Origin of the sequence: Cryobacterium sp. TMT1-2-1 (assembly GCF_004403955.1) — a bacterium.
Classification (GTDB): domain Bacteria; phylum Actinomycetota; class Actinomycetes; order Actinomycetales; family Microbacteriaceae; genus Cryobacterium; species Cryobacterium psychrotolerans.
The window spans coordinates 1-14,942 of record NZ_SOHC01000027.1; the positions used below are offsets into that span (position 1 = coordinate 1).

Annotated in this window: 13 protein-coding genes; 4 read left to right on the top strand and 9 right to left on the bottom strand. The window is 68.5% G+C overall.

Annotated elements, in window-relative coordinates; translation table 11 throughout:
- The 5 genes from E3T33_RS04485 to E3T33_RS04505 form a co-directional block, all read right to left on the bottom strand.
- The coding region (locus E3T33_RS04485; protein WP_134574833.1) for an FAD-dependent monooxygenase at positions 1-667 on the bottom strand (667 nt) is incomplete at its 3' end.
- Positions 664-1,377 carry a hypothetical protein gene (locus E3T33_RS04490; RefSeq protein WP_174843271.1) on the bottom strand — a complete coding sequence of 238 codons (714 nt, stop codon included), beginning with the start codon at positions 1,375-1,377 and terminating at the stop codon, positions 664-666. The genes E3T33_RS04490 and E3T33_RS04485, both read right to left, overlap by 4 nt.
- A 334-nt stretch (positions 1,378-1,711) precedes the next feature.
- Positions 1,712-2,632 carry an acetamidase/formamidase family protein gene (locus tag E3T33_RS04495; protein WP_092321150.1) on the bottom strand — a complete coding sequence of 307 codons (921 nt, stop codon included), beginning with the start codon at positions 2,630-2,632 and terminating at the stop codon, positions 1,712-1,714.
- Positions 2,633-2,635: 3 nt separating this feature from the next.
- Positions 2,636-4,072 (bottom strand): APC family permease, encoded by a 1,437-nt coding sequence (locus E3T33_RS04500; RefSeq protein ID WP_092321149.1) that lies wholly within the window; start codon positions 4,070-4,072, stop codon positions 2,636-2,638.
- Positions 4,073-4,112: 40 nt separating this feature from the next.
- Positions 4,113-5,012, bottom strand: coding sequence for a proline iminopeptidase-family hydrolase (locus tag E3T33_RS04505; protein ID WP_166784394.1), 900 nt, complete (start codon positions 5,010-5,012; stop codon positions 4,113-4,115).
- A gap of 172 nt (positions 5,013-5,184) precedes the next feature.
- On the opposite strand from E3T33_RS04505, the gene E3T33_RS04510 reads away from it, so the two are divergent.
- The 4 genes from E3T33_RS04510 (at position 5,185) to E3T33_RS04525 (ending at position 8,841) form a co-directional block, all read left to right on the top strand.
- Complete coding sequence (locus tag E3T33_RS04510; protein WP_092321147.1) at positions 5,185-5,982, top strand: GntR family transcriptional regulator; 798 nt, start codon at positions 5,185-5,187, stop codon at positions 5,980-5,982.
- A gap of 267 nt (positions 5,983-6,249) precedes the next feature.
- Positions 6,250-7,032, top strand: coding sequence for an alpha/beta hydrolase (locus E3T33_RS04515; protein WP_134574834.1), 783 nt, complete (start codon positions 6,250-6,252; stop codon positions 7,030-7,032).
- 337 nt (positions 7,033-7,369) lie between these two features.
- The gene (locus E3T33_RS04520; RefSeq protein ID WP_134574835.1) at positions 7,370-8,380 is read left to right on the top strand and encodes a diacylglycerol kinase family protein; all 1,011 of its coding nucleotides are present in this window, start codon (positions 7,370-7,372) and stop codon (positions 8,378-8,380) included.
- An 8-nt stretch (positions 8,381-8,388) separates the two neighbouring features.
- Entirely contained in the window at positions 8,389-8,841 is a 453-nt protein-coding gene (locus E3T33_RS04525) for a DUF1294 domain-containing protein (protein ID WP_134574836.1), read from the top strand.
- Between the two features lie 170 nt (positions 8,842-9,011).
- On the opposite strand, the gene E3T33_RS15520 is transcribed toward E3T33_RS04525, so the two are convergent.
- From E3T33_RS15520 to putP, 4 genes are all read right to left on the bottom strand, one after another.
- The gene (locus tag E3T33_RS15520) at positions 9,012-9,857 is read right to left on the bottom strand and encodes a hypothetical protein (protein ID WP_241982821.1); all 846 of its coding nucleotides are present in this window, start codon (positions 9,855-9,857) and stop codon (positions 9,012-9,014) included.
- A 415-nt stretch (positions 9,858-10,272) separates the two neighbouring features.
- Complete coding sequence (locus tag E3T33_RS04535) at positions 10,273-11,589, bottom strand: wax ester/triacylglycerol synthase domain-containing protein (RefSeq protein WP_134574837.1); 1,317 nt, start codon at positions 11,587-11,589, stop codon at positions 10,273-10,275.
- 49 nt (positions 11,590-11,638) lie between these two features.
- Positions 11,639-13,156 (bottom strand): DHA2 family efflux MFS transporter permease subunit, encoded by a 1,518-nt coding sequence (locus tag E3T33_RS04540; protein WP_134574838.1) that lies wholly within the window; start codon positions 13,154-13,156, stop codon positions 11,639-11,641.
- A gap of 235 nt (positions 13,157-13,391) precedes the next feature.
- A complete protein-coding gene (putP, locus tag E3T33_RS04545; protein WP_092321141.1) occupies positions 13,392-14,924 on the bottom strand; it encodes a sodium/proline symporter PutP in 1,533 nt (510 codons plus the stop codon).
- Between the last annotated feature and the right edge of the window lie 18 nt (positions 14,925-14,942).

The window sequence follows — 14,942 nt, forward strand, 5'->3', positions numbered from 1 at the left end:
CGGCGCGGTCGGTGGCGTGGGCGCGGGAGCGGTCGTCGGCTTGGGCGTCGGCGCTGGCGGTGCCGGCGCCGACGCCGGTGCCGCTCAGCTCCAGGTCGGCGAGCACGACTTCCTCGGCGTAGTCGCCGCCGTGCCAGGCGCCGATCCGGTCCCGCACGACGCTCGCCGCACCATCGCAACCGGCGAGGTACCGATACGGAACTTCCTCGAGTTCCTCGTCGTGATCGTTGTGCCGGAGGATCGCCCGGTGGCTCTTGCCCGGGCGGATGCCCACCAGCTCGGCCCCGCGCTCGACCGTGACCCCGCGTGCGGCGAGCGCCTCGAACAGCACCGCCTCCACGTCGGCCTGGCGGATCAGCAGCAGGTGCGGGAAGGCGGTGCGGGGAAGGTCGAGCCGCTCGATCCCGACCGGCACCACCCGGGAGCCCACGTGCAGGCGGACGGCGGCGGCCGTGTCCCCTCTCGCGAGGAGGGCATCCGTCACCCCCAGCGGCCGGAGCACCTCGAGCGTACGCGGGTGCATGATCATCGCCCGCGACGGGCGGAACAGGTCGAGCCGGCGGTCCACGATACGCACGTGCGCTCCGTGGTCGTGCGCCTGCAGGGCCAGGGCGAGGCCGGTCGTGCCGGCCCCGACCACCAGGACGTCGACGGGCGGGGTGGTCACGTGCGCGCCGGCCCCGGGGTGGTCTGTTGCGGCGCTGCCGGTCCGTGCGGGTTCTGACGCGCTGCTGTCGGCCCCGGCGGGTTCTGACGCGGCACGGCCGGCCCCGGCACGGCCGGCACGGCCTCGCTCAGCACGGGCTGGGCAGGCAGCCACCAGGCTCGGTCGCCGGCTGCTCCCACGGCCTCGGCCACGGCATCCGGGTTGCGCAGGAAGTCGTCGCGTCGGATCCCAGGCAGCACCCGATAGTGGATCGAGCCGCGCACGCAGACGAGCGCCAGCACCCGCCAGAGGGTGCGCGCGTAATTCTCGGCGAGCGCCGGGCCGTCCCATTCGTAGATGCCGCGGTAGGTGCCGCGGGAGTCGTGCGTCATCCACAGTTTCGACACGTACCCCGGGAACCCGACGAACAGCGGGGTGTTGAGGATGCTCTCCAGCCGGAAGAGGGCGTGCCCCCTGCCGCGCACGAGCACGAGCCGGAAGCAGACCACGAGCACGGCGGGGTCACCCATCGGGCCACGGTCGACCACGGTTTCGCGGTAGACGGATGCCGTGGTCCCGTCGGCGAAGCGGATCCGTCGGCCGGCCATCGCCCGGGGCAGGTGGATGCGGCGTTGCGCGAGCAGCACTGCGGTCGTGACGGCGCAGGTGGCGAGCGATTTCGCGGCGGGCCAGACGGCGACCGGCGGTTTCTCGATCACGATGTTGTCCATGACTGACCTCCCGAAACGAGGTTGCGTGCTCTGAGCTGGTGGTGCGAAACGAGCCTGCGTGCGCTGGGCTGATGGTGCGAAACGAGGTTGCGTGCGCTGGGCTGATGGTGCGAATCGTTGCCAGCCTAGGCAGGCGGTGGTCGCCTGCCAAGCCCCTCCGGCGATCGGCCGCCCCTGGCTGTGAGGGGTCGCAAATCGACCTTCAATCGCTCAACGAAGGTCGATATGCGACCCCTCACACGGTGGGGCGGTCGACCCAGACCGGTGGCGAGCCTGTCGAGACCGGGATCTCGACAGGCTCGGCCGCCTACTCGCGCTGCCTACTCGCGCCGCCTCAGAGCACGCTCTTCGGAAGGCGGTGCACCGTGACCGCACCGACGGCCGTAAACGGATGCAGCGGGTCGGGCGCCGTGGAGCCGGTGGGCCCACCGAGGCGTGAGTGCCCGACGGCGCTCATCACGGCGAAGGCATCCCCTTCGTCCCACCCGTGGTCGTCGACCAGGAAGTGGAACATGTCCTCGTAGCCGCGGGTGATGCTCTCCTGCACGGGATCTCCCAGGCCGACGAAGATCCACTCCTCCGCCGTCTCGACGCGTGGAGCCCGCAGGGTCATGCCCTTGACCAGATCGATGCTGACCACGGCAATGCCTTCCGCCTCGATCGCGATGAAGGATGACTCGCCCTCCGCCATGATCGCGTGGATGTCGCCGATCGACAGGTAGGCACCGTCGATCATGACCGGAAGGTACACCGTCGAGCCCGGGCGGCAATCCGTGACGTCCATGTTTCCGCCCTGCGGGTAGGACGGCATGATCGTCGAATTCGTTCCCACGGCTGGTGCCGTGCCAATGCACCCGATCATCGGGAGCGGTTGGAACACGTGGCGATCCGTGACATGCACGCCGGCCGCGTCGATGGGCACCCGCCGGGTGAACATTTCCTCGCCCATGACGTTCTGCAAGGCGCCGGAGCCGGGGAGGCTCACCGACCAGCCGCAGTCCTTCAGCCGGATCTCGTGGATGGTGACGGCGAGCGCATCGCCCGGTTCGGCGCCTTCGACGTAGACCGGACCGGTGACCGGGTTGATCTGCGCCGTCAGCTTGCCCATTTCGTGGTGCTCGTGCAGTTGCGCGTACACCTCGTCGCTGGTTTCGAATCCGATCCGCTCTCCCGTACCGGGAACAATGCGGAGGGCCGGGGCGCTATCGGCCGAGAAGCCGGGCTGGCCGTGGCTTTTGTCCAGGAAGTGGTCCATGGTCTAGAGGCCGGCCCGCTCTCCGGTCGCCGGAACCGCGAGCGGCTGCTCGAGGTCCTCGCCGGACAGTGCGGTCTTTCGACCGGTGACGCGGTAGTAGAGGAAGACTCCAACGCCGAGCACGAGCCAGACCAGACCGCCGATCTTGGCCAGGTCGCTGGCGTTGAGAAGGACGTAGCCGATGATGAGGAACCCGACGACCGGCACGATGAGGTGCAGCAGGTAATTCGTCGACTTCTTGCGCACGATGTAGAACACGATGACCGACAGGTGCAGGAGCATGAACCCGAAGAGCGCGCCGAAGTTGACCAGGGCCGCAATCAGGTCGATCTGGCCGACGAAGAAGAGCACGAGCACGGCGGAGAGCGCCGACACCAGGAGGATCGCATTCTTCGGCACCTGGCGGGTGCTGATCTTGCTCAGGAACTTCGGCAACTGACGGTCCCGGCTCATCGAGAAGAGCAGCCGGGATGTGGCGGCCTGCGCTGCCATGGCGTTTGCGATTCCGATCGCCAGGACGTTGACCACGAAGAACGTGGTCGCCCAACCGCTGTTGGATGCGGCTTCGACGACGGTGAAGAAGGCATTGCCCACCTCACTGTCGCTGAATGTGCCGCGTCCAGCGGAAAGCGCGCTGGCGAGCCAGGTCTGCAGGATGAAGAAGAAGGCCACGATGAACAGGGCGATGATCATTGCCTTGCCGGCGGAGTTGCGGCCGCCGGTGGACTCTTCGGCCATGGTGGAAATGCCGTCGAAGCCGAGGAAGCTCAGCACGGCGATGGAGAGCGCTGCCGCGATCAGCGGCCCGGATACCTTGCTTGCGTCCCAGAGCGGGGTGATCGTGAACTCCGCACCGGGCACCGAGCCGCTGGCCAGCGCGTTGACCGCGATGATCACGAAGATGACGACGAAGACCAGCTCGATGGCGAGGAAGACCCGGTTCATCAGCTTGATCGACGTGATTCCCAGCAGGTTGATCGCGGTGTTGATCGCCACGAAGATGAGCGCCCACATCCACCGCGGGGACTCGGGGAAGATGCCGATCATCGACTCTGCTGCGAACACGTAGAGCAGGGTCGGCACGAGGAGGTAGTCGAGCAGGATGGCCCAGCCGGCGAAGAATCCGGCCGTGGGGTGGATGCCTCGGCCGACGTAGGAGAAGACGGAGCCGGCCAGGGGAATCGACTTCGCCATCTGCGCGTAGGCGAGGGCCGTGAAGATCATGGCGATGAGGCCGATCAGGTAGACCAGTGGAACCATGCCCTCGGCAGCGTTGTACACGGTGCCGAAGATGGCCCACGGGGCAATGGGGACCATGAAGATCAGCCCGTAGATGAGCAGATCCGTGGTGGAGACGGAACGCTTCAGTTCCTGCTTGTAGCCGAAGGACTCAAGCTGCTGCTGCGCGTTGAGCTCCGGCGAACTCGGTGATGCGGTCATCGGTGTGTTCTTTCGTTAGTGGTGTGGGTGATGGCGCGGTTCAGGAATCATGGCGAGCAAGGAAGTCGCCAATGACGGCCCGAAACGCCTGGGGGTGTTCCAGGTGCACACAGTGGCTCGCGTCGGGGAAGACGTGACTGGTCACTGTGGGAATGTGGTCGACGAAGGGCTGCCAGGTGCCGGCAGTTGCTTCGTCGAATTCGCCGGCCGCCACGAGCGTCGGCGCCTCGATCAGGTCGAGCCGGTCGATGACGCTCCAGGAGCGCAGAGTGCCGACGACATGGAACTCGTTCGGCCCGTTCATCGTGTGGTAGACGGTAGGTTCCGCCTCCATCTGGGCGACGCTCTCCTGGAAGTCGTCCGGGGTCGGCACAGTGCGGCAGACATGGCGCTCATAGAAGACGTCGGCGGCCCGCAGGTAGTCCGGATGCGTGATCGCGCCGGTGAGTTCGTGCCGGGTCAGGGTCTCCTGCACGTCGTCAGGCAATTCGGCCCGGAGCTCGGCGGCGCCCTCGGCCCACAACGCCATGGATGCGGGCGAATTGCAGATGGCTAGGCTGCGGAGGCCGGCGGGGCGGCGCGTGGCGATCTCGGCGCCCAGCATTCCGCCCCAGGACTGGCCGAGCAGGTGGTAGTCGGACAGGCCCAGCTCTGCAACCAGGTTGGTGAACTCGTCCACGAAGAGCTGGGGATTCCAGAACTCGTCCGGAGCGTCAGGCAGATGGGTGCTGTTGCCGCAGCCGAGCTGGTCGTAATGGATCACGGTACGTCCGGTGTCGGCGAGTTCGCCGAGGTTGCGCACGTAGTTGTGGGCCATGCCCGGACCGCCGTGGAGCACGATCAGGGGAAGCGCACCAGCTCGGGCTTCATCCGGCTCGGTGATGCGAACCCACGTCTGCCAGGACCGGAAGGGAATGGTCCTCGTGGTTACTGTGGGCACTGCACTCCCTTGTGTGATTGCTGGTGTGATTGCTCGCGAAATTGGGCCGGCGAACCGTGACAATAAGCATGACGCAAGAATGGTCTCGTGACAAGACCAATCTTTCGGGCTTAATATGACGTAGCACCCGCAGCACCTGTCTGCGAGGCCAACCGCAGAGGGAAGGATGCCGATGACCGGCAGTGTTCGCTCGCGGCTGGAGCCGGTTGGCGCTCCGTCCGTGGACTCCGCGGGCACCCTGGGCACGCTGCTGGCACCCGTGTCACGCGCGGATGAGATCACGGATCGCCTGATTACCGCGATCGCCATCGGCGAGTACCTTCCCGGGTCAAAGCTGCCTGCCGAACGCGAGCTGGCGGCATCCCTCGGAGTGGGCCGCATGACGGTTCGGTCGGCGATCGCGCGGCTGGTGGAACAGGGCCTGCTGGAAACCCAGCGAGGTCGCGGCGGCGGCTCGTTCGTGCGCGAGCAGTGGACCTCGACGTCCAACGCCTCTGTGCGCCGCACGCTGTCTGTTCGCTGGGAGAGCATCCGCGACACCTGCGACGCGGTCAGTCGCCTGCAGGGTGCGATCGCGGGGGCCGCCGCGGAGAAGCGCACCGAGGAAGACACCACCCTGTTGCGCGAGCGCCTCGAAGCCTTCCGCTCGGCCGATTCGGGACCCCAGTCGCAGCGCGCGGACGAGCTGCTGCATCTCGCCATCTGCGCGGCAGCGCACAACGAAACGCTTCAGTCCGTGCTGTTCGAGCTTGAATCCCAGGTCAGCATCGCGGCTCCTGCTCACCTGTGGGGGTCGACGACGGGAATGCGGGCCATGGAACTGCGCGCCCTGGCCGACCACGACAGGCTCGTGAATGCCATCTGTGACCAGCGGGCCTCTGACGCGAGCGAGATCGCACTCGAGCACGCCCGAATCGACCTGGAACTGCTCGAGGAAGCACTGCACCGGGCCGGTGCACCCGACGCCTAGGTGATGCGCCCGGCGATCGAGTTCAGGCTGTGAGGGGTCGCAAATCGACCTTCAATCGGCCAACGAAGGTCGATATGCGACCCCTCACGCGGAGGAGGTTCTTGCGTTCCGATGTCGTCGGGGTCAGGGTGGCCTGTAGCTGCGCGCCGACAGTGACGCGTACAGTTTTGCGCCGAGAGTGACGCGCGTACAGTTTTGCGCCGAGAGTGACGCGCGTACCGTTTCGCGCCGACGATGCCGGCGATGCCGACGATGAGGGAGCCGCAGATGACCGAGACCGTGCGATCAGCCGACGGAAGCACCATCGCCTACGAGACGAGGGGCACGGGTCCTGCCCTGATCCTCGTGGGCGGCGCCTTCAGCACGCGACAGTCGGCCGGCGCGATCGCCTCCCTGCTCGCCGCCAACTACCGCGTCTACGCCTACGACCGGCGCGGCCGGGGCGACAGCACCGACATCCAGCCGTATGCCGTCGAGCGCGAGGTCGAGGATCTCGCCGCGCTCATCGAGGCGGCCGGCGGCTCGGCGTTTGTCTATGGTCACTCCTCCGGAGCCGTGCTCGCCCTCGAGGCGGCGGCGGCCGGCCTGCCGATCACGAAGCTCGCGGCCTACGAGCCGCCGTACACCGCCGCGGAGCCCGGAAGTCCCACCCTCGACGGCTGGGGCCACAGCGTTCAGGCCGCTCTGGATGCCGGCGATCGCGATCGCGCCGCCGTGCTGTTCATGCGGGGAACGGGCGCCGACGCCGCCGTAGTCGAGGGCATGACGCAGCTGGCCTTTTGGCCGGGCATGCTGGCCATTGCCCACACGTTGCCGTACGACCTCGCCCTGGTCGGCAGCGGTTCGGTTCCGACCGAACGCTTCCATCGGATCGCCGCGCCCACCCTGCTCCTGCACGGCGGGAACAGTCCGGCGTGGGCGGGGATCGCGACGTCCGTGATCGCGGAGGCGATCCCGGGCGCCCGGCACGTCACCGTCGAGGGCCAGGATCACGCCGCAGACCCCGCCGTGCTCGCCCCGGTGCTGGTGGAGTTCTTCGGCGCGGGGTGATCGACGCTCCGTGATCGGCGCCCGTGACGGCCCCGCGGTGATCGAAGGCCCGCGCGGTGCGAGCGACCGGTGGTCGAGCCTGTCGAGACCGGTGTCCCCGCCGAGAGTCGCCGTTCCTACCGAGAGTCGCCGTTGCATCGGCGACTCTCGGGACATTCGGCGACTCTCGGCGGACATCCGGATCTCGACGGTGGGGGTCTCGACAAGCTCGACCCCCGGGGCCGGGATCGACCACCGGGGCCGGGATCGAGCGCAGGGCGTGACGAACGGCGTGCGACATCCGTCTCAGTAGTGAGTTCGATAGAATTCCCTCACCCAGACCCGGACGGACGGCCCCATGACGATCACCGAAAAGCCCGCGGCCGCGACCCCGGCAGACTCCGCTCCGCGCAAGGACCTCGCCGCCGTCGTCTACAACCCGATCAAGGTCGACCTCGACAGGCTCAAGCGGCTCGTCGGCGCCGAGCAGACCGCAGCCGGCTGGCCCGAGACACTCTGGCTCGAGACGTCGGAGGACGACCCCGGACAGGGGCAGGCCAGGGAGGCCATCGACGCCGGGGCATCCGTCATTCTCGTGGCGGGCGGCGACGGAACGGTGCGCGCCGTCGGCGAGGTCGTGCACGGCACGGACTGCGCGCTCGCCCTGCTGCCGTCGGGCACCGGCAACCTGCTCGCCCGCAACCTCAAGCTGGTGCTCGACGACCTCGAGCTCTCCGTGCGCTCGGCGTTCACCGGCCGGGACCGCACCATCGACGTCGTGCTGATCGACATCGAGCGCGAGGACAAGTCGGTCGACCGGCACACCTACCTCGTGATGGCCGGTCTCGGCCTCGACGCCAAGATGCTCGCCAACACCGACGACGACCTCAAGAAGAAGGCCGGCTGGCTGGCCTACGTCAAGGCGCTGCTCGCGGTCGGCAAGGACAGCCGGGAGCTGCATTTCCGGTACCGCCTGAACAAGAAGCCCGAGCAGTCCCTGCGCGCGCACACGATCATGATCGGCAATTGCGGCTCGCTGCCGGCGAAGATCGAGCTGCTGCCGGACGCCTCGCTCGACGACGGCCTCTTCGACATCGTCGTGCTCAAGCCGAAGGGCGTCTGGGGCTGGCTTCAGATCCTGAGCAAGGTGATCTGGGAGAACGGGGTGCTTAGCCGAATCCGGCACGGTCACAAGCTCCGCACCCGGGAGGTCGACGCGCTCAACTACGCCACCGGCACCGAGCTCGTGCTGCGCCTGCACCACCCCGAGGAGATCGAACTCGACGGCGACGGCTTCGGCAAGGCCATCGCCCTGAAGGCCTGGATCGAGCCCGGAAGCCTGATCATCCGCGTCCCGCAGGACGCGTAACCCAGCGGATGCCTGCGCCCACGCCCCGCGCGCCCGCGCGCGCCGGCCGGCAGTCGCGAACCGCCTCGGGACGGGGTGTCGGGGCACGCAGCTCCGGCCCCGGCACCTACCTCGCGATCCTGGCGTTCCTGATCGGCTTCATCGCGATCAGCCTGACCTGGCCACTCCCGTACTGGGTTGCCGGGCTCTACCTGGCCGTGAGCATCCTGTGCTTCATCGTGTACGCGGTCGATAAGTCCGCTGCCGGCGCGGGCCGCCGTCGCGTGCCGGAACGCACGCTTCTGCTGCTTGGCTTCGCCGGCGGCTGGCCGGGCGCGGTCGTCGCCCAGCAGGTGCTCCGCCATAAGACCCAGAAGGCGAGCTTCCGCAGGGCGTTCTGGGTGAGCGTGCTGGCGAATGTCGCCGTCTTCGTCGCGCTGGCTACGCCGCTGGTCGCCGAGCTCGCGTCGTTCGTGGCCTGAACCACGCGCGCGCTGTCGTGAGGGGTCGCAAATCGACCTTCCCGAGGCCCGGGAAGGTCGATTTGCGACCCCTCACGGAGGAAGGATGCGGCACTAGCACCGGACACCCCCCAGCGAGAGGGACGCTCCGGCGACCCCTCAGCGCGCGAGAGCGCGCGCGGGACGCGGGTTTAGTACCAGTTGTTTGCCTCCGAGTGCGACCAGGCGGCGCACGGAGTGCCGTACGACGAGGCGCTGATGTACTCGAGGCCCCAGGCGATCTGCGTGGTCGCGTTGGTCGCCCAGTCGGAACCGGCCGTGGCCATCTTGCTGCCCGGCAGCGCCTGCGGGATGCCGGTGGCACCGCTGGGGTTGTAGGCCTGGTAGTTCCAGCCCGATTCCTTCTCCCAGAGCTGGCTGAGGCAGGAGAACTCGCCGCTCCCCCAGCCGTACTTCGACTGTGCCATCGCCCGGGCGGTCGCCTTCGCGCCTTCCGGCGTGTTGGATGTCGCCAGCGACTTTGCGACCTCGGCGGCGGCGGCCTGGGCGGCAGCGACCTTGGCGGCAGCGGCAGCAGCCGCGGCGCGGTCGGCCTCGGCGGCAGCCAGGGTCACGGACACGGTCTCGGCCTTCGTCTCGGCCGTCAGCGAGACGACCTTGTCGAGAGGCATGGTCTCGAAGCTGGCCAGCGAGCTGGCGACCTGGGTGAGGTCGGACGCATCCACCTTGTGCTTGTTGGCTGCGATGACCTTGTTGGCGGCGGCCAGGGCGACCGAGGCATCCTGCTCGGTGTGCGCCTTGGCGACTCCGGCGTAGGAGCCGAGCTGGGCGCGGTCGAAGCCGGTGCTTTCAGCCAGCGCCGTGGTCGCTGCGACGCGTTCCTGCGTCGCGGCCGACGACTGGGCCGCGAAGGCGCCGCCGGTGACGAGGCCGACGATCGCGAGGGACGCGGCGCCGAACATCGCGATGCGGTGTGATCGTTCCTTGCGGGTCTTCTTGCTCTGCCTGCGGGTGGTTTCGGGTGTTTCTGAGCGCATAAATGTATTCCAGATTGCGTGCCCGCGCATGGTGGCGTCGGGGCTCGCTGAGCATCGGGCCTGCACGCTCGGGATCGGCGCAGGCGAAACGACTACCGTGCCAGCGGTTTCTGACCGAACAATCTGTTTAACCTCCGAAAGTCCTGTGCAGAGGTCGTTCAGGCGCGTTGTGGCGCGGGTTTCGCGCGTGGCGAACGGTCAGGCCGTTTGGCGCCGATCCCGGCCAGCGCCCGCGGGCCTGCGGGCGGTCCTCCCGACCGAGCTGAGCAGAATACCCCCAGCGGACAAGCCCCCGGGCGGCGCATCACCTGGCTGTCGCCGACCCACCTGAGGGGTCGCAAATCGACCTTCCGGGGGCTCGGGAAGGTCGATTTGCGACCCCTCAGCGGAGCGCGCGGGCGCCGCCGCCGCCCCATCAGCCGGCGAGGGTTCGCAGTTCCTCGGCGAGCAGGTCGCCGAGCACGGGCAGGTCGGGGCAGGCATCCGGGTCGGCGGTGAGCGTGATGGCGAGGGTTCCGGCGTAGGACAGCACCGCGAAGGACACCGTGACGTTGCCGGTGGCCACGCTCAGCGGCACGATGGCCGCGATCGGGCAGCCGAAGATCGCCAGGCGTTCGGACGGACCGCGCAGGTTCGTGACGAAGGTGTGGATCAGGCGCTGCCGGTCGACGAACCGCTGGAAGAGGCCGAGCCGCGCCAGCAGGCGGAAGAACGGGCCGAGCAGCGCCGTCGAGGCACCCGGCGGCGCCCGCTTGGCGGCCCGCGTCGCCGCCTCGACCATGGTGAGCCGTTCCAGCGGGTCGCCCACGCCGGTCACCCCGATCGGGATCACCCCGCTCCGGTTGCCCAGATCCCCGGCGTTCGTCTGGCGCCGTTCCGAGAACGGCACCGACAGCACGAACCGGTCCACCCGTTCGCCGCGCCGTTCGAGCAGCCGGTGCAGCGCCCCGCCGATGGCCGTGAGTACGACGTCGTTGACGGTGGCGCCGTGGGCGTGGGCGGCGCCGCGAACCCGGTCGAGCTCCACCCGGATGCTCAGGAACCGCCGGCGCGCACCCGTCGGCCGGTTGAGGGAGTTGGGGGGCAGCCGCTCCTGGGTGCCCGGGCGCAGCTCGGTGACGGCCCCGCCGAGGCGCGCCAGCACCGCGGGCAGCCGCTGGAGCGAGCCCAGCCGTCGGCCGGCGGCATCCGCGACCAGCCTCCGCACGGATGGCATGGGCCGGGGAAAGGGACGGCCGGCGCCGGCCGGCGCCCCGTCGACCAGGCTCGCCAGCACGGCGAGGCCGCCGATGCCGTCGGCAAGCACGTGGTGGAAGATGATGATGAGGGCCGCCTCATGGTCAGCCGTGTCCGTCACCAGGGTCGCGGACCAGAGCGGCCGGCTCCGGGGAAGCGGGGCGGCGATCAGCGCCGCGGCGAGGTCGAGCACGGCCTGCTCTCCCCCGGGAGCCGGGCACCGCACCGAGGACAGGTGGTGCGCCAGGTCGAAGGCGGGATCGTCGGCCCAGACCGGGCGGCCGCATCCGGGGGGCACGGTCACCAGCCGTTGCCGCAGCCGCGGCACGTTTTCGATCCGCCTGGCCAGCTGCTGCGCGGCCTGCTCGAGGTCGAGCCCGGTGCGGGCGTCCAGCATCAGAACCGCGCCGACCTGCATGGGCGTGGATCCCCGCTCGGTGGCCAGGGACATCAGGTCGTCGGTGCTCACCCGGTCGATCGGGTACTGGTCGCCCATGGTGCGAACCTATACCCGCACGCGGTTGAGGCGGGCGGAACTCGCGGGGCTAGCCCTGGTGCGGGAGCGCGGGAACGCCTGCGGGCAGCTCGTCCTGCGCCGGCCGCCGGATGAAGAAAGCCGCGGGGATTGCGAACAGCGAGATCACCGCTCCGCAGAGGAACGCCGCGTGGATTCCGGCGGCGCTGGCTGCGACATCCGTTGCCCCGCCGGCCAGGCTCGTGGCGGCGACGGATGCCATCACGGTCACGAACAGGGCCGTGCCCACCGCGCCCGAGAGTTGCTGCACGGTGCCGACCATGGCGCTGCCGTGCGAGTACAGCTCGGGGCGCACGGCACCCAGCCCCGCGGTGAACAGGGGCGTGAAGAGCAGGGCCAGGCCGAAGCTCAGGGTGACGTGGGCGGCGAGCACCAGCCACGGCGAGCTGTTCGCACCGAGCATGGTCATCGACCAGAACACGGCACTGACGATGGTGGAGCCGGTGATCAGCAGCCGTGTCGGCCCCGACCGGTCGTAGAGGCGCCCGACGATCGGGGCGAGCAGGCCCATCACGAGGCCGCCGGGCAGCAGGAGCAGTCCGGCCTGCAGGGAGCTGAGGCCGAGCACTGTCTGGGTGTAGATCGGCAGCAGGATGATCGTGCCGAACAGGGCCATCATGCTGATCGCCATCATCACGATCGCGAACGTGAAAGTGCGCGAGCCGAAGGTGCGCAGGTCGAGCAGGGCGCGGTCGCTCTGCTGCAGCCGGAGCTGGCGCAGGATGAACAGGGTCAGGGCGATCGCGCCGACCGCCAGCGGCAGCCAGCCGGAGACCGAACCGATGCCGCCGGATGCCGCGCCGAGGTTGCTCAGGCCGTAGACGAGCCCGCCAAAGCCGAAGGCCGACAGGATCACCGAGAACACGTCGATCGGGGTCTTGCGCGGGGTGGTCACGTTCTTCATCAGCGTGCCGCCCACGGTCAGGGCGGTCAGGGCGATGGGCAGCACGAGGATGAACATCCAGCGCCAGTCGAGCACGCTGAGGATGGCGCCGGAGATGGTGGGCCCGATCGCCGGGGCGACCGAGATGACGATGGAGATGTTGCCCATCATGCGGCCGAGGTGCGCCGGCGGCACGAGCGTCATCACCGTGGTCAGCAGCAGCGGGAACATGATCGCCGTGCCGGTGGCCTGCACGACCCGGGCGGCCAGGAGCACCTCGAAGCCCGGGGCGAGGGCCGCGATCAGCGTGCCCGTGCTGAACAGCGACATCGCCGCGATGAACACGGGCCGGGTGTGGAAGCGCTGCAGCAGGAATCCGGTGACCGGGATGACGACGGCCATCGTGAGCATGAATGCCGAGGTGAGCCACTGCGCGGCGCTGGCCGTGATGGCGAGGTCGGTCATCAGGCGCGGCAGGGCGACGCCCATGATCGTCTCGTTGAGGATCACGACGAAGGTCGAGATCAGCAGCAGGGTGATGACCAGGCGGTTGCGGGTGTTCAGGGCCTGGTCGGCGGCGGATGCGGCGGTTGCTTCGGCCGTTTCGGTCGCTTCGCTCGTTGCGGCGGTGGCGGTTTCAGACAAAAGAGGTCCCGTCGAGGAGTGCGGTCAAGAAGTGTTCAGGCGTTCCCGCCGGGCCGGAGCCTCGGGCATAGAAGGAGGAACCCGCGTTCCGACGGATTCATTCCGTGTGGCGCGGCCGAATTGGCGGGATTCCCGATTCGGTGCGCGCATCCGTGGCGCAGATGACGACGGCACCCATCCGCGACCGTGATGGGCCGGCGGCGGGTGCCGTTGTCATGGGTGGTGCCAGGTGGTGCTAAACGGTGCGCGTTGCCGTGCTGTCCTCGACTGCGGCCGTCTCCGGCACCTTGTAGTCGTGGCGGGCCTGCGCCACGGCGGCGTCGAATTCGGCGTCGATCTCGGTGGACGGCTTGTACGTGAGCAGGGAGACGACGACGGCAACCAGCAGGCTGGCGATGAAGCCGGGGACGATCTCGTACATGGTGTCGCTCAACGGGGAGTTGCCCCAGACGAAGACGACGACGGCACCGGTGACCATCGAGGCCAGCGCACCCCAGGTGGAGAGCTTCTTCCAGTACAGGGAGAGCAGCACCACGGGTCCGAAGGCAGCGCCGAAACCGGCCCAGGCGAAGCCGACCAGTTCCAGGATGGTCGCATCGCGGTTGAGCGCAATCACACCGGCGACGATCGCGACGAGCAGCACACCGAGTCGTCCGAGCATGATCATCTGCTTGGGCGAGGCATCCTTCTTGCCCACGATCTTGTACAGGTCTTCCACCAGCGCCGAGGAGCAGACGATCAGCTGCGACGAGATGGTGCTCATGATGGCGGCCAGCACTGCGGCCAGCACCAGGCCGGCGACGAACGGGTGGAACAGGATCTGCGAGAGCAGCAGGAAGACCGTTTCCGGGTTATCCAGGGTCACCTCGGGGTGCTGCTGGAAGTACGCGATGCCGATGAGCGCGGTGGCCACGGCGCCGAGGGCGGTGGCGATCATCCAGCCGATGCCGATCCGGCGTCCGGCCCTGGCGTCCTGCGGGGTGCGCAGGGCCATGAAGCGCACGATGATGTGCGGCTGGCCCACGTAGCCGAGGCCCCAGGCCGCGGCGGAGATGACGCCCAGCACGGATCCGCCGGCGGTCAGGGAGAGCAGGTCGGGGTTCACCTCGCGGATGGAGTCGAGGGTTGCGGTGATGCCGCCGGTGGCGTTGAGGGCCACCACGGGGACGACGACGAGCGCGACGAGCATGAGGATGCCCTGGGCCACGTCGGTGAGGGTGGCGCCGAGGAACCCGCCGAACAGCGTGTACAACAGGGTGACTCCGGCGACGATCAGCATGCCGGTCAGGAAGGTGGAGCCGAACGAGTTCTCGAAGAACACGCCGCCGGCAACCATGCCGGACGACACATAGAAGGTGAAGAACACCAGGATGATCAGGCCCGAGACAATGCGCAGCAGTCGGGTCGTGTCCTTGAGCCGGTTCTCGAAGAAGCTCGGGATGGTGATGGAGTCGTTGGCGACGTGCGTGTAAGAGCGCAGCCGCGGGGCCACGAACTTCCAGTTCAGCCAGGCTCCGATGGTCAGGCCGATGGCGATCCACGCCTCCACCAGGCCGGACACGTAGATCGCGCCGGGGAGGCCCAGCAGGAGCCAGCCGGACATGTCTGACGCGCCCGCGCTCAGCGCCGCGACGCCGGGCTTCAGGCCGCGGCCGGCAAGCATGTAGTCGTCGAGATCGTTGGTCTGCCTGTAGGCAAACCAGCCGATCGCGAGCATGGCGGCGAGATACAAAGTAATGGCTACGAGCTGGAAGAACTGATCCGTCACTGGATTCCTTTATTCGGA